Here is a 21,282-nt window from a genome sequence, read left to right as displayed (position 1 = left end):
CAGTGGGTGCCCTTGCGGTGACTCAATGATCACGATCTGCGGCGATAAATAAATAAAAATTAGTTTTGTTGAATGCTGCACATCGAGTGCCGTTGTTTAAAGAGTGAGTTCCGCGCTGGCTGAATACTCTCTGCCATAGGCGCGTGAGCCGCGCGGGCGGGAGGTTGCGCGACCGGCAACCGAGGCGGCCCAAGTCTGCGAGCTTGACTTTCGCATATAACAATATCTTTATATGCGGTATGGGCATCGAAACCACCATGCGAGCCTTGGGCGACATGACGCGGCTGCGCATCATGCGGCTGATCGCGACGATGGAGCTGGCGGTCGGCGAACTCGCCCATGCGCTCGGGCAGAGCCAGCCGCGGGTATCGCGGCACGTCGCGATCCTGTGCGACGCGGGCCTCGCCGAGCGGCGGCGCGAGGGGAGCTGGGTGTTCCTGCGCCAGGCGACCTCGGGCGGCGCCGAGGGCACGGCCCGCGCGGTGGTGCGGCTGCTCGCCGCGGCGGAGGACGAGGACGCGGGCTTCTCGCGCATTTGCGCCGAGGACTTGCGCCACCTCGCCGCCATCCGCGACGCGCGGGAAAAAAGCGCGGCCGATTACTTCGCGCGCCATGCCGGCGAATGGGACCGCTTGCGGGCGCTGCTCGCGCCGGCCGACGCGGTCGAGCGCGCACTGGTCACGGCGCTGGGAGAAGAACCGCTGGGCGAAGTGCTCGACATCGGTACCGGTACGGGCCGTATCGCGGAGTTGCTGGAACCGGCGGCGGAAAGGGTGGTGGGGCTCGACAAAAGTCCCGAGATGCTACGGTTGGCGCGCGCGCGGCTGCAAGGTCTCGCGGCCGGCCGGGTCGAATTGGTGCAGGGGGATTTCTCCGCGCTGCCGTTCGCGCCGGACAGTTTTGACACGGTCGTATTTCACCAGGTGCTGCACTACGCGACCGAGCCCGACTATGCGGTAGGAGAGGCGGCGCGTGTGTGCCGTGCGGGCGGCAGGATCGCGATTGTCGATCTCGCCGCGCACGCCCGTGAGGAACTGCGCCGGACGCATGCCCACGCGCGATTGGGCTTCGGAGATGAGCAGATGTCCGCGATGCTGACCCGGTTTGGGTTCGCCCCCGAGACGGGCGAAACGATCGAAGGCGGCGAGTTGGCGGTCAAAGTATGGACCGCACGCCGCTTGCCCGAGGTCGCGCGAATCGGCGGAAGCCCGCGCCGGGCGACAGCGCGATGAACGCCGCGATCGCGCATTCGGAGCCGTTGTACGCCTCGCTTCCGGGCGACATCGGTATTTCGTTCGAATTCTTCCCGCCCAAGACCGAGAAGATGGCCGAGACGCTGTGGGAGAGCGTCCGCACGCTGGAGCCGCTGCAGCCCGATTTCGTCTCGGTGACCTACGGCGCGGGCGGCTCGACCCGCGAGCGGACCCACGCGGCGGTCCAGCGGATCGTGGAGGAGACCAGCATCCCCGCCGCCGCGCACCTCACCTGCGTCGACGCGACCCGCGAGGAAGTCGACGCGGTCGCGCGCCAATATTGGGACAGCGGCATCCGCCACATCGTCGCGCTCCGTGGAGACTCGTCCGATCCGAGCGGCAAGTACCGCCCGCATCCCGGCGGGTACGAGAACGCGGCCGCGCTGATCGAGGGCCTGCTCAAGATCGCCCCTTTCGAGATCTCGACCGCCGCCTATCCTGAGAAGCACCCGGATTCGCACGATGAGGCGGCCGACCTCGACAACCTCAAGCGCAAGATCGACGCCGGCGCGACCCGCGCGATCACCCAGTTCTTCTTCGAGCCCGAGTGCTTCTTCCGCTTCCGCGACAAGGCCGCGGCGCACGGCATCGGCGCTGAGATCGTGCCGGGGATCATGCCGATCATGAGCTTCGCCAGCGTCCAGCGCATGAGCGGGCTGTGCGGCACCGCGATCCCAGCCTGGCTGGAGACTCTGTTCGAAGGCCTCGACGAGCGCCCCGCCGCGCGCCAGCTGGTCGCCGCGACCGTGGCCGCCGAGTTGTGCCGCCGGCTCTATGCCGGCGACGTGCGCAAGTTCCATTTTTACACCCTCAACCGCGCCGAGCTGTCCTACGCGATCTGCCACCTGCTCGGCCGCCGACCCGGAGACACCGCATGACCAAGCGCGAGGAGCTGCTCGCCGAAGCCGCGCGGCGCATCCTGATAAAGGACGGGCCCTACGGCACCGCGATCCAGGCGGCGAAGCTGTCGGAGGAAGACTATCGCCGGTCCACCGGGCTCGAGCGCGACCAGAAGGGCAACAACGACCTCGTCAACCTGACCCGGCCCGACGTCATCCGCTCGATCTGCGACCAATATATCGATGCCGGCGCGAGCCTGCTGGCGACCAACACCTTCAACGCCAACCGCATCAGCCAGGGCGACTACGCGGCGGAAGCCTTGGTGGCGGAGATGAACATCGCCGCCGCGCGGGTGATCCGCGAGGCGGTCGATGCCGCGACCGCGCGCGACGGGGTGAAGCGCTTCGTCGCCGGCGCGATGGGGCCGACCAACAAGACCCTGTCATTGAGCCCGCGGGTCGAGGACCCCGGCTACCGCGAGGTGACCTTCGACGAGGTCAAGGACGTCTACCGCGAACAAGCCGCCGCGCTGGTCGAGGGCGGCGTGGACTTCATCCTCGTTGAAACCGTGTTCGATACTTTGAACTGCAAAGCGGCGATCTCTGGCGTGCGCGAGTTGGCGCAGGACCTGGGCCGTGACATCCCATTGATGCTGTCGCTGACGCTGACCGACCTCAGTGGCCGCAACCTCTCCGGCCACACGGTCGAGGCGTTCTGGCACGCGGTGCGCCACGCCAAGCCGATCGCGGTGGGCCTCAATTGCAGCTTCGGCGCCGAGCAGCTCCGTCCGCACGTCCAGGTGCTGAGCGCGATCGCCGATACGCTGCTGATGGCCTATCCCAATGCGGGCCTGCCCAACGAACTCGGTGCCTACGACGAGGCACCGGAAACCACTGCGAGCCTCGTCAAGCGCTGGGCCGACAACGGGCAGGTGAATATTCTCGGCGGCTGTTGCGGCAACACGCCCGAGCACATCGCCGCGATGACGCGCGCGGTCGCGGGGATTGCGCCGCGTCAGGTGCCGCATCCGGCGGTCGCGACGCGTCTTGCCGGACTTGAGCCGTTCACGATGGCTGCCTGATCAACCTTTCCGTCGTCCCAGCGAAGGCTGGGACCTCGTTCGGCTGGGCGCCGCCATGCGGCACGCGATCCCAGCTTTCGCTGGGATGACCACTTTGAATAGCCTTACCTCCTCCCGTTTCGTCAATATCGGCGAGCGCACCAACGTCACCGGGTCGGCGGCGTTCAAGAAGCTGATCATGGCGGGCGACTACACCGCCGCGGTCGAGGTCGCGCGCCAGCAGGTCGAGAACGGCGCGCAGGTGATCGACGTCAACATGGACGAAGGCCTGCTCGACGCGGTCGAGGCGATGACCAACTTCCTCAAGCTGATCGCGGCGGAGCCCGACATCGCGCGGGTGCCGGTGATGATCGACAGCTCCAAATGGGAAGTGATCGAGGCCGGCCTCAAATGCGTGTCGGGCAAGCCGATCGTCAATTCGATCAGCATGAAGGAAGGCGAGGCGGCGTTCCTCGAGCACGCCCGCAAATGCATGGATTATGGCGCGGCGGCCGTGGTCATGGCGTTCGACGAGACCGGTCAGGCCGACACCAGAGAGCGTAAGGTCGCGATCTGCCAGCGCGCCTACGACGTTCTCACCGGCATCGGTTTTCCGCCCGAGGACATTATCTTCGACCCCAACGTGTTCGCGGTGGCGACCGGGATCGAGGAGCACGACCGCTACGCGCTCGACTTCATCGAGGCGGTGGCGGAGCTCAAGCAGCTATGCCCGCACGCGCATTACTCGGGCGGCCTGTCGAACCTTAGCTTCAGCTTTCGCGGCAACGAGACCGTGCGCCGGGCGATGCACTCGGTGTTTCTCTACCATGCGATCCCCGCCGGGCTGGACATGGCGATCGTCAACGCCGGCCAGCTCGATATCTACGACCAGATCGATCCGGTGCTGCGCGAAGCATGTGAGGACGTGATCCTCATGCGCCGGCCGGACGCGACCGAGCGGCTGATCGAGCTCGCAGAAAGCTACAAGGGCAAGTCCGCCGCCGACGAGAAGGCCGCGGAGGAATGGCGCGGCTGGCCGGTCGAGCGGCGGATCGAGCACGCGCTAGTCAAGGGCATCGACGCCTACGTGGTCGAGGACACCGAGGAGGCGCGGCAGAACTTCGAGCGCCCGATCGAGGTGATCGAAGGTCCGCTGATGGACGGCATGAACGTCGTCGGCGACCTGTTCGGCAGCGGCAAGATGTTCCTCCCGCAGGTGGTGAAGTCCGCCCGCGTGATGAAGAAGGCGGTCGCCCACCTCATCCCCTTCATCGAGGCGGAGAAAGAAGCCTCAGGCCTCGCCGACCAGTCGAAGGGCCGGATTGTGATGGCGACCGTCAAGGGCGACGTTCACGACATCGGCAAGAACATCGTCGGGGTGGTCCTGCAGTGCAACGGCTACGAGGTGATCGACCTCGGCGTGATGGTGCCGTGGGCGAAGATCCTCGAAACCGCCAACGACAATCAGGCCGACATGATCGGGTTGTCGGGACTCATCACCCCCTCGCTCGACGAGATGGTCACCGTGGCCGAGGAAATGGGCCGTGCGGGGATGACCATGCCGCTGCTGATCGGCGGCGCGACTACCAGCAAGGTCCATACTGCATTGCGGATAGATCCGGCCTACAACGGCCCCGTAATCCACGTGCTCGACGCCAGCCGCGCGGTGGGCGTGGCCAGCCGGCTGTTGTCGGACACCCAGCGCGACGGCTTCGTCGAAGACACCGCGGGCGAATACGCCAAGGTGCGCGAGGCCCGCGAGGGCAAGGCGCAGAGCGTGCTGCTCAGCCTCGAGGAGGCGCGGGCGAACTTCTACGACCCCAACTACAACGAGAAGCCCGCGCCGCCGCTGCAGCCGGGGGTGCACACTTTTGCCGACTGGCCGCTCGAAGACCTACGCGAGGTGATCGACTGGACGCCGTTCTTCCGCGCGTGGGAGCTGCACGGCACTTATCCCTCGATCCTCGACGACGAGGTGGTCGGCGACACTGCGCGTAGCCTCAAGGCCGATGCCGACGCGATGCTCGACAAGATCATCAGCGAAAAGTGGCTGACCGCGAAGGGCGTCGCGGGGCTGTGGCCCTGTGCGCGCCATGGCGACGACGTCATCGTCCACCTGGTCGAGGAGGAACGGCACGTGACCTTCCCCTTCCTGCGCCAGCAGGTGAAGAAGAGCCGCGACCGGGCCAACATGTGCCTCGCCGACTTCATCGATCCCTCGGGCGACTGGCTCGGCGGGTTCGCGGTCGGCATCCACGGGATCGAGCCGCACTCCGAGCGCTTCCGCGCCGACAAGGACGATTACTCCGACATCCTCTTGAAGGCGCTCGCCGACCGGCTGGCGGAGGCGTTCGCCGAAAGCCTGCACCGCCACGTCCGTACCGACCTCTGGGGCTATGCGCCGGGCGAGCAGCTCACCAACATCGCGCTGATCCGCGAGGAATACCGCGGCATCCGCCCCGCGCCGGGCTATCCTGCGTGCCCCGACCATAGCCTGAAGCCGGTGCTGTTCGACCTGCTCGATGCGGGAGAAACCGCCGGGCTGACGCTGACCGAGAGCTACGCGATGTACCCCACCGCGGCGGTCAGCGGGTTTTACTTCGGCCACCCCGAGAGCGAATACTTCGGCGTTGCCCGCATCGGCCGCGACCAGTTGGAGGACTACGCGCGGCGCCGAGGCGTGGATATCGCCACCGCCGAACGCTGGCTGCGGCCCAATCTCGATTGACCGGGGCGGCGGACTCGCGCAGGGCATAGCCGTCGTTCGGGTGCGAATCCCGGCGTCCGCCATGGGAGAGCGTCCTGCCGCAAGGCCGGGCCGCCGAAGGAGCAACCGCCCCGGAAACTCTCAGGCCAACGGACCGTGGCGGGCCATGCGACGCTCTGGAAAGCGCCTCGTCCCGTGGACGGGGCCACCGACGGTGTAAGCCCGGCGCTCGCCTGGCCAAACTCTCAGGTTTCCCGACAGAGGGGGTAGCGGTTTTCAAGATGGCCCACCGGCCATCGGCCGCGCTGTCGGGGTGAGTGCGCGTGAGCGAAGCCGAAGAGCCTATCGAGACCGAAACCCTCCCGCTCGATGCGTGGCACCGCGCGAAGGGCGCGCGAATGGTGCCCTTCGCCGGCTACGAGATGCCGATCCAGTATGAGGGCATCCTCGCCGAGCACGAATGGACCCGCACCCATGCTGGCCTGTTCGACGTCAGCCACATGGGCCAGCTCGAGATCTCGGGCGACAACGCGGTCGCGGCGATCGAGGCGGTCCTGCCGATCGATCTCTCGACCCTGAAGCCCGGTCGCCAGCGCTATTCGCTGCTGCTCGACGACAACGGCGGCGTGCTCGACGACCTGATGGTCACCAATGCGGCGCATCACTTCTACCTCGTGGTCAACGGCGCGACCAAGTGGGACGACATCGCCCACTTGCGCGAGCACCTGCCCGATGATGTCACGCTGACCCACCTCGCCGACGATGCGCTGCTCGCGCTGCAGGGCCCGGAGGCGGCGCAGGCGCTCGCGCGGCTCGACCTGCAGCCAATGAACGATGGCTGGCCGCGCACCGACGAGATGACCTTCATGGACGCCGCCCCGTTCGCCTGGAACGGCGTGCCACTCCGCGTCAGTCGGTCGGGTTACACCGGTGAGGACGGCTATGAGATCTCGGTCCCCGCCGATCACGCCGCCGCGCTCGCCGATGCGCTGTGCGCGCAGCCGGAGGTCAAGCCGATCGGCCTCGGCGCGCGGGATTCGTTGCGGCTCGAAGCAGGGTTGCCGCTCTATGGCCACGACATGTCGCCCGAAACCTCGCCGGTCGAGGCCGGGCTTACCTTCGGAATCAACAAGCGCCGCAGGGCCGAAGGCGGCTTTCCCGGTGCCGAACGCATCCAGCGCGAGCTGGCCGAGGGAACGTCCCGCAAATGGGTCGGCCTCGCGCTTGATGGCCGCATGGCCGCGCGAGAGGGTGCCGATCTCTTCGCCGGCAGCACCAAGGTCGGCACCGTCACCAGCGGCGGATTCTCACCGACCCTCGGTCACCCGATCGCGATGGCTTACGTCGACACCGCGCACGCCGCGCACGGCACCGAGCTGGAAATCGAAGTCCGCGGCAAGCGCCTGCCCGCGCGCGTCGTGCCGACCCCGTTCGTCCCCCACCGCTATCACCGCAAGGGAGCAAGCCAATGACCCGCTACTTCACCGAAGACCATGAATGGATCGAAGTCGACGGCTCGACCGCGACCGTCGGCATCACCGACTACGCGCAGAGCCAGTTGGGCGACATCGTGTTCGTCGAAGTGCCGGGCGAGGGCGCCTCGGTCACCAAGGGCGGCGAGGCCGCGGTAGTCGAAAGCGTCAAGGCGGCGAGCGACGTCTATTCGCCCGTCAGCGGCATCGTCACCGAGGGCAACCCCGCGCTCGAGGACGATCCCGCGCTGGTCAACTCCGCCCCCGAGGGCGACGGCTGGTTCTTCAAGCTGACCATCGCCGACACCGGCGAGCTCGACGGCCTGATGGACGAGAGCGCCTACAAGGACTTCGTCGCCGGGCTGTGACCCAGCCGAGCGCGCCTTCTCCCGCGGCGGGCGCGCTGGCGGGCAAGCGGCTGATGGTCGCGACCCCGATGTATGAGGGGATGTGCCACGCGCTGTACACGCGCGGGCTGGTAGAACTGGCGCTGAAGTGCCGCGAGGCGGGCGTCGCACTGTCGCTCAACCTGATCACCAACCAGGCGAGCATCGCGCACGCGCGGGCGTATATCGCGGGCGCGTTCCTGCAGTCGGACTGCGATCACCTGATGATGATCGACGCCGACATGGGCTTCGCCGCGGCCGACGTCATGACGCTGCTTTCGCTGCAGACCACCGGCAAGCACGAGGTCATTGGCGCGGCCGGCGCGCACAAGCGGATCGACTGGGAGCGGGTCGGCAACACCGCCCGCGCTGACGCAGCGCTGCCACTTGCCCGCGTGGCGAGCCCGGTGGCAGTGAACCTCGCGCCGGGCGAGGGTGAGCTTAGGCTCGATGCGCCCCAAGTGGTCGATGACCTCGGTAGCGCTTTCATGATGGTGTCGCGGGCGGCGCTGGAACAGTTGGGCGCGGCCCATCCCGAGCTCGCCTTCACCCCGTCGCCCGAGGCGCGCCGTGCGTTCGGCCTCGGCGAGCGCGTGGTTGCGCTGTTCGATACCGCGATCGACCAGACGGGCGCGTACCTGTCCGAAGACTACGCCTTTTGCCGCCGGGTGCGAGCCGCCGGCCTGCAAGTGTGGCTCGTCCCGTGGATCGAGCTCGCCCACGTCGGCAACATGGCCTTCACCGGCTCGATCCCTGAAATCGCGCGGCTCGCCGCCACCCTTTCCAACGCAGAGACCTGACCAGATGCGCTACCTGCCCCTGACCGACGCCGACCGCGGCGAGATGCTGAGCGTGATCGGCGCGTCCGATGTTGACGCCCTGTTCGCCGATGTCGCTGACGAGCACTACCTGAAGGCGCCGATCGGGGTGCTGCCGCTCCATGCCAGCGAGATGGCGGTCGAGCAGCATATGCGGCGGCTCTCCAAGAAGAACCTCGCGGCCGCCGACGCCGCGTTCTTTTGTGGTGCGGGGGCCTATCGCCATCACGTGCCGGCGACGGTCGATCACCTGATCCAGCGCGGCGAGTTCCTGACCGCCTACACGCCCTACCAGCCGGAAATCGCGCAGGGCACGCTGCAAATGCTGTTCGAGTTCCAGAGCCAGGTCGCGCGGCTCTATGGCTGCGCGGTGGCGAATGCCTCGATGTACGACGGCTCGACCGCGTGCTGGGAAGCGATCGCGATGGCGGGGCGGGTGACCAAGCGGCGTCGCGCGGTGGTCTCGGGCGGGCTGCACCCGCACTACGTGCAAACCGCTAAGACGATGGCCAAGTTCACCGGCGACGAGATTGCCGACGCGCTGCCGACCCTGCAGGCTGCGCCCGACAACGACGCGCTGATCGCGCGGATAGACGATCAAACGAGCTGCGTGGTGGTGCAGTATCCCGACATCCTCGGCCGCCTCCCCGATCTCGCGGCGATCGCCGAGGCGGCGCACGCCAAGGGCGCGCTGCTGATCGCGGTCAACACCGAACCGGTGGCGCTGGGGGCGATCAAATCGCCGGGCGAGCTCGGCGCGGACATCGTGGTGGGCGAGGGGCAGTCGCTCGGCGTCGGGCTGCAGTTTGGCGGGCCCTATCTCGGGCTGTTCGCGGTGCGCGATCCCAAGCACGTGCGGCAGATGCCGGGCCGGCTGTGCGGCGAGACCGTCGATGCCGAGGGCAAGCGCGGGTTCGTTCTTACCCTCTCGACCCGCGAGCAGCACATCCGCCGAGAGAAGGCGACCAGCAACATCTGCACCAACTCCGGGTTATGCGCGCTGGCGTTCACGATTCACCTGACGCTCTTGGGCGAGGCTGGCTTGCGAAAGCTGGCGGCGGAGAATCACCGCCTCGCCTGTCTCGCTGCGGACCGGCTGTCGAAGATACCGGGAGTGGAGGTGCTCAACGACAGCTTCTTCAACGAGGTCACCGTGATGCTGCCGACCGACGCGCGCCCGATCGTCCGCGAACTCGCGGACAAAAAGGTGCTGGCCGGCGTTTCGCTAGGCCGACTCTACCCCGGCGCTGATGCGCTCGCCCGAGGGTTGGTTGTCGCGGTGACCGAAACCGCCAGCGAGGAGGACATCGAAACCCTTGCCTCAGCTCTTGAGGAGGCCGTGCAATGAACGCCCCCAACCAGAGCGGCTGGCGGCCGACCATGACCCTCGACCGGCGCGATGGCGGCGGCACCGCCACCGGCAATCGCGCGCTGATGCTGGAAGAGCCGCTGATCTTCGAGATCGGCAACACGCACACCTGCGGCGTCGACCTGCCCGAACCGAGCACTCGCGCGAACCGCCTCGGCGGCATGGCGCGTGAGAGCGAGATCGGCCTGCCGGGACTGTCGGAGCCCGAGACGATCCGCCACTACACCCGCCTCAGCCGGCAGAACTACGCGATCGACCTCGGGCTCTTCCCGCTCGGCAGTTGCACGATGAAGCACAACCCGCGCCTCAACGAGAAGGTCGCGCGGATGCCGGGCTTCCTCGATGTGCACCCGCTGCAGCCGGTCGACACCGTCCGCGGCGCGCTCGAGGTAATCAACGAGCTGGCGGTCTGGCTGATCGAGCTTACCGGCATGCACGGCGTGGCGATGACGCCGAAAGCCGGCGCCCATGGCGAGTTGTGCGGCATCCTCTGCATCCGCGCCGCGCTCGAAGCCCGCGGCGATCCGCGCGAGGTGATCCTGGTGCCCGAAAGCGCGCACGGCACCAACCCGGCGACCGCCGCCTTCGCGGGCTACCGAGTGGAGAACATCCCCGCGACCGCCGAGGGGCGGGTTGATCTTGAAGCATTGAAGGCGCGGCTCGGGCCGGACGTGGCGGGGGTGATGATCACCAACCCCAACACCTGCGGCTTGTTCGAGCGCGACATGAAGGCGATCTCGGACGCGGTCCACGCCGCGGGCGGGCTGGTCTATTGCGACGGGGCGAACTTCAACGCGATCGTCGGGCGCGTGCGGCCGGGTGATCTCGGCATCGATGCGATGCACATCAACCTGCACAAAACCTTTTCCACGCCGCACGGCGGCGGAGGGCCGGGCTCGGGACCGGTGGTGCTGTCCGAGGCGCTCGCGCCTTATGCCCCACTGCCGTTCGTCACTCGGCGTGCCGACGGCACGGTGGAACTGATCGAAGAGGAAAACGCGGGCGCGGAGCATCCGCACACCTTCGGCCGCATGTGCGCGTTCCACGGGCAGATGGGGATGTTCACCCGCGCGCTCGCCTATATCCTCAGCCACGGGGCGGACGGGCTGCGGCAGGCGTCGGGCGACGCGGTGCTCAACGCCAATTACATCCTGCGGTCGTGCGAGGACCTGCTCGACGCGCCGTTCGGTGCGAGCGGCCCGTGCATGCACGAAGCGCTATTTTCGGACAAAGACTTCGCCGAAGGGCTCTCCACGCTCGATCTCGCCAAGGGGATGATCGACGAGGGCTTCCACCCGATGACGATGTATTTCCCGCTGGTGGTCCACGGCGCGATGCTGGTCGAACCGACCGAGACCGAGAGCAAGGCGGGCCTCGACCAATTGATCCTCGCGCTGCGCAGCCTGGCCGAACGGGCGCGCAGCGGAGACGAGAGCTTGAAGACCGCGCCGCACTTCGCACCTCGCCGCCGCCTCGACGAGACGCTCGCGGCGAGGAAGCCGGTGCTGGCGTGGGATGGTCCGCTCGCTCCCGCCGGCACGCCGACGCTGAGCGAGCAAGGCGGGAGCTGAAGCCGCGCCCATGTGGCAAGCGCTGTTCTCGTTCACCAATGGCGTGGCGCTGGTCGCGTGGGCGCTGCTGATCCTGGCCCCACGCCGGCCCGCGCCGCTCGCGATCGTGCTGTACCTCGGCGTCGGGCTGCTGTGCTTGGTTTATGCCGCGAGCTTCGTCGCGCTGTTCGCCGGCTGGGTCGACCCGGTTCGCGAAGCAGGGGTGCCGCCGCCGAACCTAGCCAATTATTCGGTAGCGGGGCTCAAGCCGTTCTTCCGCTCGGACGGCGGGCTCGTGGTCGGGTGGACGCACTACCTTGCATTGGACCTGTTCACCGGCCTGTGGATCGCGCGCGATGCCGACCACAAGGGCTTCGCGCGGCTGACGCAGGCGCCAATCCTGCTGCTGACCTTCCTTGCCGGGCCGGTCGGCCTGCTGCTCTACCTCATCGTGCGCGAGCGGCGCGCGCGAGGGCCGGGCGGGTGGACGCGCAAACGCAAAACGCCCGCCGGCTGAACCGACGGGCGCTGCGTGCGACCGCGAAGGGCTCTCGAGCGGCCCGTTGGCGAAAAACTGAACAGGATCATCAACGTAGCAGGCGTGATCGGGTTCCTACTCGCCCACCATCGCCCTCGCCTTCTGCAAGCTCAGGCGATGTTCGCGCCAAGCGATCAGCAGTCCCGCGCCCACGATCAGCGGCGCGCCTAGCCAGGTGGTGGCCGGCGGCAAGCGGTCGAACACCCACCACCCGAACAGCGTCGCCCAGATAAGCGAGGAATAATCCATCACGATCACGCTCGCGACTGCGCCGAAGCGCAGCGCCGCCGTCAGCAGGAACTGCCCAAGCAAGCCGAACATTGCGAGCCCGCCGAGGAGCGTCCACTGGTAGGCCGTGTGCCCGCTCATTACGAACGGCATCGCAGCCGCCAGCGGCACCACGCTGAAGGCGGCGAACCAGAACACGATCGTCAGCGGATGCTCGGTCTGCGCGAGGTCGCGGATCTGAATCGAGATCAGCGCGATCATGAATGCCGCGCCGAGTGCCACCGCGGCGCCGAACGGCGGGACGTGTCCGCCGGCGGGCTGCGCCATTACCAGCACTCCGGCGAACCCCAGCAGGACCGCGCCCCATCGCCACGGGCCGATCTTCTCCTTGAGCAGCAAGGCCGACAGCACCACCGCCCAGATCGCCGAGGTGAAGTTGAAGGTGGTCGCCACCGCCAGCGGCAGCAGCGTCACCGCGCCGAAGTTGAGGAACATCCCGGCGAGACCGGTCATCGCGCGCCCGGCGTGCGCCTTGAGGCGGGTGCTGCCGAGCGTCGCGAGCTCCCCGCGCGTGCCGAACCATAGCAACAGGATCGGCACCGTCGGCAGCTGCCGCCAGAACAGTGTCTCGGTCAGCGAGACGCCCGATTGGGTGACCAGCTTCACGAAAACCAGCATGATCGAGAGCACGAACGCCGCGCCCAATCGGATCAGCAACGCCATCTGCGGGCGATGGTATCGAATGGGCTCAGCCACGAGTGTGCTCCATACGAGGGCTGGCGAGCGGCGCAACGCATCCCATATTGCCGCGCGTGAAGCTGTCCGACGCCCTGCTGTTCGCGAACAACGCCCAGCTCGCGGCGGCGGCGGGTGTGCTGTGCCTCGTGCTAGCGGGCGTGGCGCGGATCGCCGAAGGACGCCGGATCAAACGCGCGCGCATCGACCGGGTGGGCTGGGTGCCGTGGACCGGGGTATTCCTGGTCCTGTCGGTGATCGGGCTTACGTTGCTCGGGCTCGGCGTGCCCGGCTTGCTGAAAGGCTAGGCGGCGCGACTGCGCGCGCGCATGCCATCGAACGAACGCAGCAAAAGCGCCTCGAAGTGGCGCCGGCGCGCGCTGCGGTAGCGGGCAGCCGCTTCCTCTCGCGCGCGGTCCGGGGCGTTGAAGGCAGTGAAGTTCGTCGGGGCGTTCATGGCCCGGCGCAGATACGCGCAACCGCGCCCGGCGCGTTGTAGAAAGCCGACGCCTAACGATTAAAAATGGCGTGCCGCCGTTGCCCGGAGGCTATGGCTGCTAGAGGCAGGCCTCAAGATACGCCTGGTCGAACCCGAACATGCGCGCCTTTTCAAGCGTGTAGGGACGCAACCCCGAAGAGCGGAACTCGCCGAGGATCTTGCCGTCCTCGCTCTCGTCGAGATACTCGAATTTGAACAGTTCCTGGGTGACGATCACGTCGCCTTCCATGCCGATCACCTCGGTCACGCCGGTGGTGCGGCGCGAACCGTCGCGCAGGCGCTTCACCTGCACGATCAGGTCGACCGATTCCGCGATCTGGCGGCTGATGGCTTCCTTGGGGATCTTGATGTCGCCCATCAGGATCATGTTCTCCATACGGCCGAGGCACTCGCGCGCGCTGTTGGCGTGGAGGGTGCACATCGAACCGTCGTGACCGGTGTTCATCGCCGCGAGAAGGTCGAACGCCTCCGCGCCGCGAATTTCGCCCAGGATGATCCGGTCCGGGCGCATACGCAGGGCGTTCTTGACGAGGTCGCCGATGGTGATCGCGCCCTGGCCTTCGAGGTTCGGCGGACGCGTTTCGAGCGGCAGCCAGTGCGGCTGCTGCAGGCGAAGCTCGGCCGCGTCCTCGATCGTCAGCACGCGTTCGCCCGGGTCGATCATCTTCGACAGGGCGTTGAGCATCGTCGTCTTGCCCGAGCCGGTACCGCCCGAGATGACGATGTTCATCCGGCACGCGCCGGCGATCTTCAGCGCGGTCGCCATCTTGTCGGACATCGACCCGAAGTCGCGCAGCATGTCGATGGTGATCGGCTTTTCGGAGAACTTACGAATCGAGATCGCGGTGCCGCGCAGCGACAGCGGCGGGACGATCACGTTGACGCGGCTGCCGTCCTTCAAGCGGGCGTCGGCGAGCGGCGTGGTCTGGTCGACGCGGCGGCCGACCTGATTTACGATCCGCTGGGCGATCTGGAACAGGTGTTGTTCGTCGCGGAAGCGGATCGGGGCAAGCTGCAGTTTGCCCTTCTTTTCGATGTAGGTCTGGTCGGGCCCGTTGACCATGATGTCGGACACGTCCGGGTCGTTGAGCAGCTCTTCGAGTGGACCGAAGCCGAGCAGCTCGTCGATCAGCACCTTCTCGAGCGCGAACTGCTCGCGGCGGTTGAGGGTGACCTTAAGCTCGGCGAGCACCTCGAGGATGATCGGGCGGAATTCTTCCGACAGCTCGTCCTTGGTCAGCGTCGCCGCCGCTTCGGGATCGACGCGCTCGAGCAGGCGCGGGAGCACCTGCTCCTTGATCTTGTGGACGCTCGCCTCGAACCCGCCGACCTGGCTGTTGGCGTCGTGGACCTGGTTCGCGCGATCCGCCAGGCGGGTCATCGCGTCGCCCTTGTTGGGGGCGGGTACGTCGAACGGATCGGCTTCGCCCGGCAGCGGCGGGAATTGTTCGCCGCCCGGAACCGGGGCGGCCGGCGCGCCCCCGGCGCCGCCCTTCATCGGGCGCGCGACACCGAACGACGGGCGCGCCCCCGGAGCCATCCCTCCGGGTCCGTTCCTACGTCCGAATGCACTCATCAGAGGTCCCCGCGCCTGCCGAATTCCAATTTCATCGCGTCTCCCGGCACGCGGCCAGATGCGATTTGCGGAAATGGTGAATATCGTCGAAAGCTTGAATAATCCTAAAGAGCGGTAACGCTGATCGGGCGGGGACGGAGACATCCGGTGAGGGTCGAACGGGTGACGAGCAGCAGCATCTGCACGGTGAACGCGCGCCGACCGGCGGAGGACGCGGGTGGCTGATCTTCATGTCTGGATGCCACTGGTTGAGACCGGCACAGGCGCGGAGGTTTATACCCGTGTGCTAGCGGACCGGCTGCGGGAGCGCGGGCACACCGTGACGCTCGATTCCGTACCGCAATTTTACCAGTATTGCCCGTGGCTGGCGCCTGTTGCGCCGCCCGAGGGCGGCAACGTCGTTCTCGCGAACAGCTGGAACGCCGCGGCATTCGCGGCCTCCGGCCTGCCGACCGTTTCGGTGTGCCATCTGGTAGTCCATGACGAGCGGTTGAGGCCGTTCAAAAGCTGGCCGCAGCGCATCTTCCACCGGCTGTTCGTGCTGCCGATGGAACGCGCGGCGGTTCGGCGTGCGGCCGCGAACGTGGCGGTCAGCCCGCTGGTGGCGCGTCAGATGCAGCGGATTCTCGGCGCCGACAACGTGGTGACGGTCAACAACGGGGTTGATACTGCGTACTTTTCGCCGGGTGAGCCGCCCGAGCGGCAGGCGGGTGATCCACTCAAGCTGCTGTTCGTCGGCAAGCCCAGCCTGCGCAAAGGCTACGACATCGTCGCCGCGATCATCGGGGCGTTGGGCGACAAGGTGGAATTCATTTCCGCCGGGCCGGAACCGCCACCCGGCTTGCCACGGCCGGAGGGGAATTATCCCGGCAAGCTAGACAAGGCGGCGTTGCGCGAGGCCTACCGCGCTGCCGACCTGCTGCTGTTCCCCTCGCGCATGGAGGGTCTTAGCCTCGCGGTCGCGGAGGCGATGGCGTGCGGCCTCCCGGTGCTGACCTGCGAGGGTTCTTCGATGGACGAGTTCATCCCCGCTGGCGGCGGGATCGTGAGACCGGCCGACGACATCGCGGGCTTCGTGTATGAGATCGAGTGCGTGATGCGCGATCCTGCGGCGCACTCCACGATGCGCGACCTGACCCGCGCCTTCGCGGTCGACCACCTGTCGGAACAGCGGTGGGTCGATGGCATGGAAGAAGTACTGATGAGCGCGCGGGCTTGATGAGCCTTCGTTACTGAGCGCCGGAGCGGAACAGTCGCGAGCGGCGAAACTTCTGCCACACGAACCCACGTAAGGTCGCCCAGGAGAAATTCGCGGTGAGCAAATCTCCAGCGGTGGCTTTCCAACCATGGGCCTCGCTAATCCAGCCCCCGATCGCCGACGACATCGCCGCGATCCCGGCCAAGTCGGGATGGCGGACGAACGCGCGCTTTGAATGGCGCGCCGCGAGCGCGTCGAGAAAGTCACCAAACCGCGGCTGCGGCGGCGGGGTCCAATAGGCGTGGTTACGGACGATCTCGTCCGCGATCTCGGTGCCGGTCAGTTTCCGGAGTGCGGGCCTGCCCGAGAAGTTATGCGCTTCGTTGAGCGCGTAGTTGTCGGCGGTAAGATAGCCATCGCCGCCGAAGCGGTCGTAGAGGAAGACCGGCAAGCGCGAGGCGAGCGCATAACGCACGGTTTTGCCGATCGTGACGACACAATCAGCCCATTCGAGGTCAGACGGCTCCAGCCGCTTGCACTCGCGGCCCTTGCCGATGAAACGCGTCTTCAATCCCCGAGCCCGCAGCAGTTGCTCGGCTTCCAGCAGTTCGGCCGGCTGCCGATTGCTGACGAACAGGACGTTCCGCAAGCTGCGCTCGGCTCGCTCGAAGTGGAACGGATTGGGCGCCGCGTTGGCGAATACCGTGTCGGCCCCGCGCGCCTCGGCGGTTTCGCGGCTGTTGCAGACGACCTCGTCGGCATAAGCGCCGAGGATCGAAGGCGGCACATTGTCCATCGGCTCGTAGGGCGAGAGCGAGGCCCAGGCGATTGCGGGGCGGCTGCTTCCTGGTGTCAGCTTGTCGAGCAGCGGAAAGACGGCGTGCTGCTGGGCCCAGACGAAATCGAACTCGGTGAGGTCGATCTCCGCCAGGGGCCGCCAGTCTGCCAGGCTCGACTTCGCCGGCTCGGCACACCAGAACGAGCTGGTGGTCGCCCCGAAATGCTCCGCGACCTCGAGCGCGACGACTTCCGAGCCGGTCCAATCCGCGAGAAAATCGTTGAGCACGAGCACCCGCATCAAGCCGCTCCCCGCACCTCATGGTCCCCTGCGGCGGCGAGCTTGGCGAACGCAGGGACGTTGCGCGTCAGCTCGGTGAAGCGGCCCGAGGCGACCAGCGAGCCCGCCTCGAAATAGTGGATCACGTCGCAGTCCTTGATCGTGCTCAGGCGGTGGGCGATGCTGATGATCGTGCGGTCGTCGCGCATCGCGTGGATCGCCTCGGTAATCGCGCGTTCGGTCAACGGATCGAGCGCGGAGGTCGCCTCGTCGAAGAAAATCACGCTCGGCCGATTGTAGAGTGCCCGCGCAATGCACAACCGCTGCCGCTGGCCGCCCGACAACCGGCCGCCCTCATCGAGCATTCGGCTATCGAGCTGTTCGGGCATCTTGCGCACCACGTCTGCGAGCGACGCCAGCTCGAGCGCGTGCCACACCCGCTCGTCATCGACATCTTGCGGTGCGTGCCCGAAAGCGACGTTCTCGCGCAGCGAACGCGAAGAAAGATAAGGCGATTGGCCGACGTAGCCGATGCTGCGGAACCAGCGGTCGCGTACTTGCGCCATCGGCAGGCCATCGACACTGACCAGCCCGCTGGTGGGTTCGAGCAAGCCCATCGCAATCAGCGCCAAAGTGGTCTTGCCGCTTCCCGAGGGGCCGCAGAAACCGACGAACGATCGGGCATCGACCGTGAGGCTCACCCCTTCGATCGCAGCGACTTCGGTCCCCGGATAACGATACGAGACCGCGTCCAAGGCAAGACTGCTCTCGAGGACCGGGCTGTCGTCGGACTGCGCAATGGCCGCCGCCGGCGCCAATGTCCGCGCATCCTGCTCGGCGAGATCGTACTCGCGCTCGAACAGTTGGCGGACGTGCTGGCCGTCGCGCACACGTTGCAGGTTTTCCGTCATGCGCGACAGGATCGAAGTGATGCGCAGCCCTACGAAGCCGAGCAGTGCCAGCGCGGGGAAGGCCGATTGAATGTTCTGCCCGCCGCTCGCGAAATAGGTCGCGGTCAGCACGATCGCCCCCGCGATCACCATCTCGTTCACGGCGCGCGGGAGCATCTCCATGCCGCGTACCCGCCGTTCGGAGAGCGAGAACACGCTGTTGGCCTTCGCATAGCGGTCGACCACCGTCCCGACGTTGTTCGTCAGACGCAGGTCGATCGCACCGCGGAAACCGTCGGTCTTGATGAAGTTGAGGCTGCGCAGCGCCTCCTCGCGGAGCACGGCGAGCGTCTGGGCCAGGTTCTTGGTTCCCTTGAGCAGGACCGCCTGGGTCACACCCAGCACGCCCACGATCAGCAGCAACAGCACCGGATCGACGAACGCCACCAGCAGCACCAGCATGACCACGACGAGCGCAAGATCGACCAGCACCATGACCGCCGAGGTCAGCACCGTCCGGAACAGGATCAGCGCGATATCAAGCGAGTGCTGGTAGTCCTGGATCGATCGGGTGAGGAAGCGCTCGAGCGGGCGATTGAGCAGCTGGCCGAAGAAGCGGGTCGCGACCCGCTCGTAAGTCTTGAGCACGAAGCGCAGGAGCAGGAACCGGGTCAGCACGTCGAGCGCGTTCTTGATGGCGAACACCGCCAGCAGAACCGCGCCGCCGTATACGGACTTGTCCCACAGGGTCGCGCTCTCGAGAGCCGGGACGAAGCGCACGAGCGCTCCCGAAATCTGGCTGTCGTGGCCGACTACCATGGTGATGTAGCTGAACAGAGCCAGGGCCGAGACGGCCTCGGCCAGGCTGCTGACGATCAGGAATGCCAGCAGCAGCACCAGGTGCGCGCGCCCGCGGGCCGATAGCTGGCGCCAGAGCAGCCGGAGAGAAGGAACGAAGTTGTCCATGAACCGAAAGGGCGCCCGTGGGCGCTAGATGACCTTGCGCAGAGTATCTTCCGCCAGGCGCACGAAACGCCAGCCCCACGGCGGAAGATGCCATTTGAGGTACCGGCGCAGATAGCTCAGGCGATAGGCGCGGGCGGTGGGGAATGCCTTGCGGTAGGGCGTGCCGTAGCTCCAGCTCGGCATCCACATCTCACCGATCGTGCGCCACACCCGGGTGCCCGCCAATGCATCGTGGGGGATCGGCGAGAGCGACTGGTATAGCGCCGCCGGCGGCTTCGCGCACAATTGCTGCCAGATTCGCCGGTTGTAGGCGCGCAGCTCGTCCGCCCGCAGCAGGGCGAACGATGAGCGGATGTCTTCGGCGAACCGGCGCACCCCTTGGCGCACGGTCTTGATATGCGCGTCGCGCACCCTCTCCGCCGCCGACTTATGGTAATGGACCGGCTCGATGCCGTCGGAGGTCTTGCTGAGGTAGGCCGCGCTCGGCGCCCAATCGGCGAACACCAGCTCGATGATCTCGACCGAGCGCATCGCGACCCTGGTCAAATCGTGCGGGCGTCCGCGGTTAAACAGGTACCCCTCGAAGTTCGGTGACGGATTGGCGTCGCCCCGCGAGCCGACGAAGAAACCGGGCATGTCGTGGCCCAGCAACTGGTTCAGGCGCGCGGGCGACGACAGCGCCCAGCCGACATCGACCCAGGCAAACTTGCGTCCGGCCTCGAGCATCGCGAGCTCGGGTGCAAGATATTCGATCAGCGCGGCGCGTTCGGTCTGCGCCTGCTCGGTGAGCTGCGGCTTCAGGTCGTCGAGGGCCTGCCGCAAGTCCATCACGGTATCGAGGTCGGTCATGCCCTCCGCGAGATGCTCTAGCCGCAGAACTGCGAGGATCTGGCGCTTGCTGAGCCGCTTTTGGCCCGCGAACAGGCTCCTGATCTTGTCCGCATCGCCGTCCGCGAAGGACGGGAACACCGCAAGCCGGCGCGATGCCGGGATTAAGCGGTACGTGATGCCTTCCGGCGCGAGGACATCGAGCACGTCGCCCACCACGCAGCCGTCGCGCGCGAGCAGCACGAGATGGTCGATGCCGAGCTCCTTGCAGCGCTGGAGGATGAACGCCGCGAAGCCGGCCACCAACGGACCGCCGAAGTCGTAGCCGAACGTCTCGATCGAGGAGGGCAGGCGCGACTGGTCCGCCAGCTTGCTCTGCGCAATCGTGCCCGCGACCAGGCTGGTCGAGAGGTTGTCGTGCCCGCCCATGACGGCCGCGAAGTGCTCGCTGTTGGCCATCAGGTAGGGCGTCGGATGGTTCGATTGCACCGCGACCGCACCCGCGGCCAGGGCGTTGGCGACATCCGAACCCGCGTGATCGCCGACGTGGAGCAGGTCCGAAGGTTCGATGCCTTCCGCGCGGCACACCACCGGGAAGAGATCGCCATTGTACTTGCCGCAGTTGGTCTCGCGGTGGTCGCACGAGGCGTAGACCCCGTCGACCTCGAAGCCCTTCGCGGCGAGCAAGGCCTCGACCTGGCTGGCGTTCAGATAAATGTCGGTGATCGCGATCACCCGGTGGCCGGCGGCGCGCAGCTTCGGGACCAGCGCGAGCATCGCCTCATTGGCGAAGATGAATTCGCTTTCGAGCTCCAGTTCCAGGCTCTTGGCGGCTTCCGGGTCCGGACACGCATCCGGCGCAAACGCGGCATAGATCTCGTCGAGGCTGACCTCCACCGAGTGCGCGCGGGTCGACCGCCGCGCGGCGGCTTCGGCAGCGAAGCGCGCGGCGGCGAAATCGGCCAGGCCCATCCGCTCGCCGATCAGGGCAAAGATATCGCGCGGGAGGACGACCTTGCGGTGCAGCAGCGTGTCGAACACGTCGAAGCTGATGACCTTCGCGGACCGCGCGAGCGCCAGGTATTCGTCTTCCGGGATGGTCAGGAGCGAAGTGGGCGTGACCCGCGCGACTGCCCCGCCCGCGCGGTGGTCGAGCAACTGCGCGGCACCTCCGCCGTGGGCGTTCAGCGTGACCGGGCTGACGGCCTCGGCGGCCAGCCGTGACATCTTTTGCATGGCGCTTGGCATCCCCGTCCCCCGCGACTCTACCGGCGCGCCGCGCGGGCGTCGATGACCAATTGGCGCCGGACAG

General features: G+C 67.0%; 18 protein-coding genes and 1 riboswitch. Of the genes, 12 read left to right on the top strand and 6 right to left on the bottom strand.

The window, feature by feature from the left end; translation table 11 throughout:
• The first annotated feature begins 239 nt into the window (after positions 1–239).
• The 10 genes from ELY12_RS12090 to ELY12_RS12045 all read left to right on the top strand — a co-directional run bounded on the left by ELY12_RS12090 (position 240) and on the right by ELY12_RS12045 (position 11,972).
• Entirely contained in the window at positions 240–1,232 is a 993-nt protein-coding gene (locus ELY12_RS12090; RefSeq protein WP_126176964.1) for an ArsR/SmtB family transcription factor, read from the top strand.
• Positions 1,229–2,131 (top strand): methylenetetrahydrofolate reductase [NAD(P)H], encoded by a 903-nt coding sequence (gene metF, locus ELY12_RS12085; protein WP_126176963.1) that lies wholly within the window; start codon positions 1,229–1,231, stop codon positions 2,129–2,131. The genes ELY12_RS12090 and metF overlap by 4 nt, the downstream gene beginning before the upstream one ends.
• Positions 2,128–3,174: a homocysteine S-methyltransferase family protein gene (locus tag ELY12_RS12080; RefSeq protein WP_126176962.1), complete on the top strand. Its 1,047-nt coding sequence runs from the start codon at positions 2,128–2,130 to the stop codon at positions 3,172–3,174. The genes metF and ELY12_RS12080 overlap by 4 nt, the downstream gene beginning before the upstream one ends.
• 85 nt (positions 3,175–3,259) lie before the next feature.
• On the top strand, positions 3,260–5,881 hold the full coding sequence (gene metH / locus ELY12_RS12075; protein WP_126176961.1) for a methionine synthase: 2,622 nt from the start codon (positions 3,260–3,262) through the stop codon (positions 5,879–5,881).
• Positions 5,882–5,933: 52 nt separating this feature from the next.
• Positions 5,934–6,027, top strand: a riboswitch (glycine riboswitch).
• 156 nt (positions 6,028–6,183) lie between these two features.
• On the top strand, positions 6,184–7,332 hold the full coding sequence (gcvT, locus tag ELY12_RS12070; protein ID WP_126176960.1) for a glycine cleavage system aminomethyltransferase GcvT: 1,149 nt from the start codon (positions 6,184–6,186) through the stop codon (positions 7,330–7,332).
• Entirely contained in the window at positions 7,329–7,700 is a 372-nt protein-coding gene (gene gcvH / locus ELY12_RS12065; RefSeq protein ID WP_126176959.1) for a glycine cleavage system protein GcvH, read from the top strand. Before gcvT ends, gcvH begins: the two co-directional genes overlap by 4 nt.
• Positions 7,697–8,518, top strand: coding sequence for a glycosyltransferase family 2 protein (locus ELY12_RS12060; protein WP_126176958.1), 822 nt, complete (start codon positions 7,697–7,699; stop codon positions 8,516–8,518). Before gcvH ends, ELY12_RS12060 begins: the two co-directional genes overlap by 4 nt.
• 4 nt (positions 8,519–8,522) lie before the next feature.
• The gene (gcvPA, locus tag ELY12_RS12055) at positions 8,523–9,884 is read left to right on the top strand and encodes an aminomethyl-transferring glycine dehydrogenase subunit GcvPA (RefSeq protein ID WP_126176957.1); all 1,362 of its coding nucleotides are present in this window, start codon (positions 8,523–8,525) and stop codon (positions 9,882–9,884) included.
• Complete coding sequence (gene gcvPB / locus ELY12_RS12050; RefSeq protein WP_126176956.1) at positions 9,881–11,476, top strand: aminomethyl-transferring glycine dehydrogenase subunit GcvPB; 1,596 nt, start codon at positions 9,881–9,883, stop codon at positions 11,474–11,476. Before gcvPA ends, gcvPB begins: the two co-directional genes overlap by 4 nt.
• 10 nt (positions 11,477–11,486) lie before the next feature.
• Complete coding sequence (locus ELY12_RS12045) at positions 11,487–11,972, top strand: ABA4-like family protein (protein ID WP_126176955.1); 486 nt, start codon at positions 11,487–11,489, stop codon at positions 11,970–11,972.
• 96 nt (positions 11,973–12,068) lie between these two features.
• Here the strand turns inward: ELY12_RS12045 and ELY12_RS12040 are convergent, their stop codons facing one another.
• Positions 12,069–12,977: a DMT family transporter gene (locus ELY12_RS12040; RefSeq protein WP_241229844.1), complete on the bottom strand. Its 909-nt coding sequence runs from the start codon at positions 12,975–12,977 to the stop codon at positions 12,069–12,071.
• Positions 12,978–13,033: 56 nt separating this feature from the next.
• On the opposite strand from ELY12_RS12040, the gene ELY12_RS12035 reads away from it, so the two are divergent.
• On the top strand, positions 13,034–13,264 hold the full coding sequence (locus tag ELY12_RS12035) for a hypothetical protein (protein ID WP_126176954.1): 231 nt from the start codon (positions 13,034–13,036) through the stop codon (positions 13,262–13,264).
• Here ELY12_RS12035 and ELY12_RS14370 read toward each other — a convergent pair.
• A complete protein-coding gene (locus ELY12_RS14370; protein ID WP_164549500.1) occupies positions 13,261–13,413 on the bottom strand; it encodes a hypothetical protein in 153 nt (50 codons plus the stop codon). The two genes, ELY12_RS12035 and ELY12_RS14370, sit on opposite strands and share 4 nt — an antisense overlap.
• A gap of 100 nt (positions 13,414–13,513) precedes the next feature.
• A complete protein-coding gene (locus ELY12_RS12030; RefSeq protein WP_126176953.1) occupies positions 13,514–15,031 on the bottom strand; it encodes a TadA family conjugal transfer-associated ATPase in 1,518 nt (505 codons plus the stop codon).
• Between the two features lie 217 nt (positions 15,032–15,248).
• On the opposite strand from ELY12_RS12030, the gene ELY12_RS12025 reads away from it, so the two are divergent.
• A complete protein-coding gene (locus ELY12_RS12025; protein ID WP_126176952.1) occupies positions 15,249–16,250 on the top strand; it encodes a glycosyltransferase family 4 protein in 1,002 nt (333 codons plus the stop codon).
• A gap of 10 nt (positions 16,251–16,260) precedes the next feature.
• Here the strand turns inward: ELY12_RS12025 and ELY12_RS12020 are convergent, their stop codons facing one another.
• From ELY12_RS12020 to ELY12_RS12010, 3 genes are read right to left on the bottom strand one after another with little or no spacing between them, the layout of a single operon-like run.
• Positions 16,261–17,307: a hypothetical protein gene (locus ELY12_RS12020; RefSeq protein ID WP_126176951.1), complete on the bottom strand. Its 1,047-nt coding sequence runs from the start codon at positions 17,305–17,307 to the stop codon at positions 16,261–16,263.
• Positions 17,307–19,142 carry an ATP-binding cassette domain-containing protein gene (locus ELY12_RS12015; RefSeq protein WP_126176950.1) on the bottom strand — a complete coding sequence of 612 codons (1,836 nt, stop codon included), beginning with the start codon at positions 19,140–19,142 and terminating at the stop codon, positions 17,307–17,309. The genes ELY12_RS12020 and ELY12_RS12015 overlap by 1 nt, the downstream gene beginning before the upstream one ends.
• Positions 19,143–19,166: 24 nt before the next feature.
• On the bottom strand, positions 19,167–21,206 hold the full coding sequence (locus ELY12_RS12010; protein WP_164549499.1) for an HAD family hydrolase: 2,040 nt from the start codon (positions 21,204–21,206) through the stop codon (positions 19,167–19,169).
• Positions 21,207–21,282: the final 76 nt, after the last annotated feature.

It is taken from the genome of Tsuneonella rigui, assembly GCF_003958625.1.
Taxonomy (GTDB): domain Bacteria; phylum Pseudomonadota; class Alphaproteobacteria; order Sphingomonadales; family Sphingomonadaceae; genus Tsuneonella; species Tsuneonella rigui.
This window is presented reverse-complemented; position numbering and strand designations above follow the sequence as displayed.

What these genes read in the sequence shown, in the direction of transcription:
- ELY12_RS12080 (WP_126176962.1), top strand. Translation starts at nt 2,128, where the DNA reads ATGACCAAGCGCGAGGAGCTGCTCGCCGAAGCCGCGCGGCGCATCCTG.
- ELY12_RS12030 (WP_126176953.1), bottom strand. Translation starts at nt 15,031, where the DNA reads ATGAGTGCATTCGGACGTAGGAACGGACCCGGAGGGATGGCTCCGGGG.
- metH (WP_126176961.1), top strand. Translation starts at nt 3,260, where the DNA reads ATGACCACTTTGAATAGCCTTACCTCCTCCCGTTTCGTCAATATCGGC.
- gcvPB (WP_126176956.1), top strand. Translation starts at nt 9,881, where the DNA reads ATGAACGCCCCCAACCAGAGCGGCTGGCGGCCGACCATGACCCTCGAC.
- ELY12_RS12020 (WP_126176951.1), bottom strand. Translation starts at nt 17,307, where the DNA reads ATGCGGGTGCTCGTGCTCAACGATTTTCTCGCGGATTGGACCGGCTCG.
- ELY12_RS12045 (WP_126176955.1), top strand. Translation starts at nt 11,487, where the DNA reads ATGTGGCAAGCGCTGTTCTCGTTCACCAATGGCGTGGCGCTGGTCGCG.
- ELY12_RS14370 (WP_164549500.1), bottom strand. Translation starts at nt 13,413, where the DNA reads ATGAACGCCCCGACGAACTTCACTGCCTTCAACGCCCCGGACCGCGCG.
- gcvPA (WP_126176957.1), top strand. Translation starts at nt 8,523, where the DNA reads ATGCGCTACCTGCCCCTGACCGACGCCGACCGCGGCGAGATGCTGAGC.
- metF (WP_126176963.1), top strand. Translation starts at nt 1,229, where the DNA reads ATGAACGCCGCGATCGCGCATTCGGAGCCGTTGTACGCCTCGCTTCCG.
- ELY12_RS12010 (WP_164549499.1), bottom strand. Translation starts at nt 21,206, where the DNA reads ATGCAAAAGATGTCACGGCTGGCCGCCGAGGCCGTCAGCCCGGTCACG.
- ELY12_RS12090 (WP_126176964.1), top strand. Translation starts at nt 240, where the DNA reads ATGGGCATCGAAACCACCATGCGAGCCTTGGGCGACATGACGCGGCTG.
- ELY12_RS12015 (WP_126176950.1), bottom strand. Translation starts at nt 19,142, where the DNA reads ATGGACAACTTCGTTCCTTCTCTCCGGCTGCTCTGGCGCCAGCTATCG.
- gcvH (WP_126176959.1), top strand. Translation starts at nt 7,329, where the DNA reads ATGACCCGCTACTTCACCGAAGACCATGAATGGATCGAAGTCGACGGC.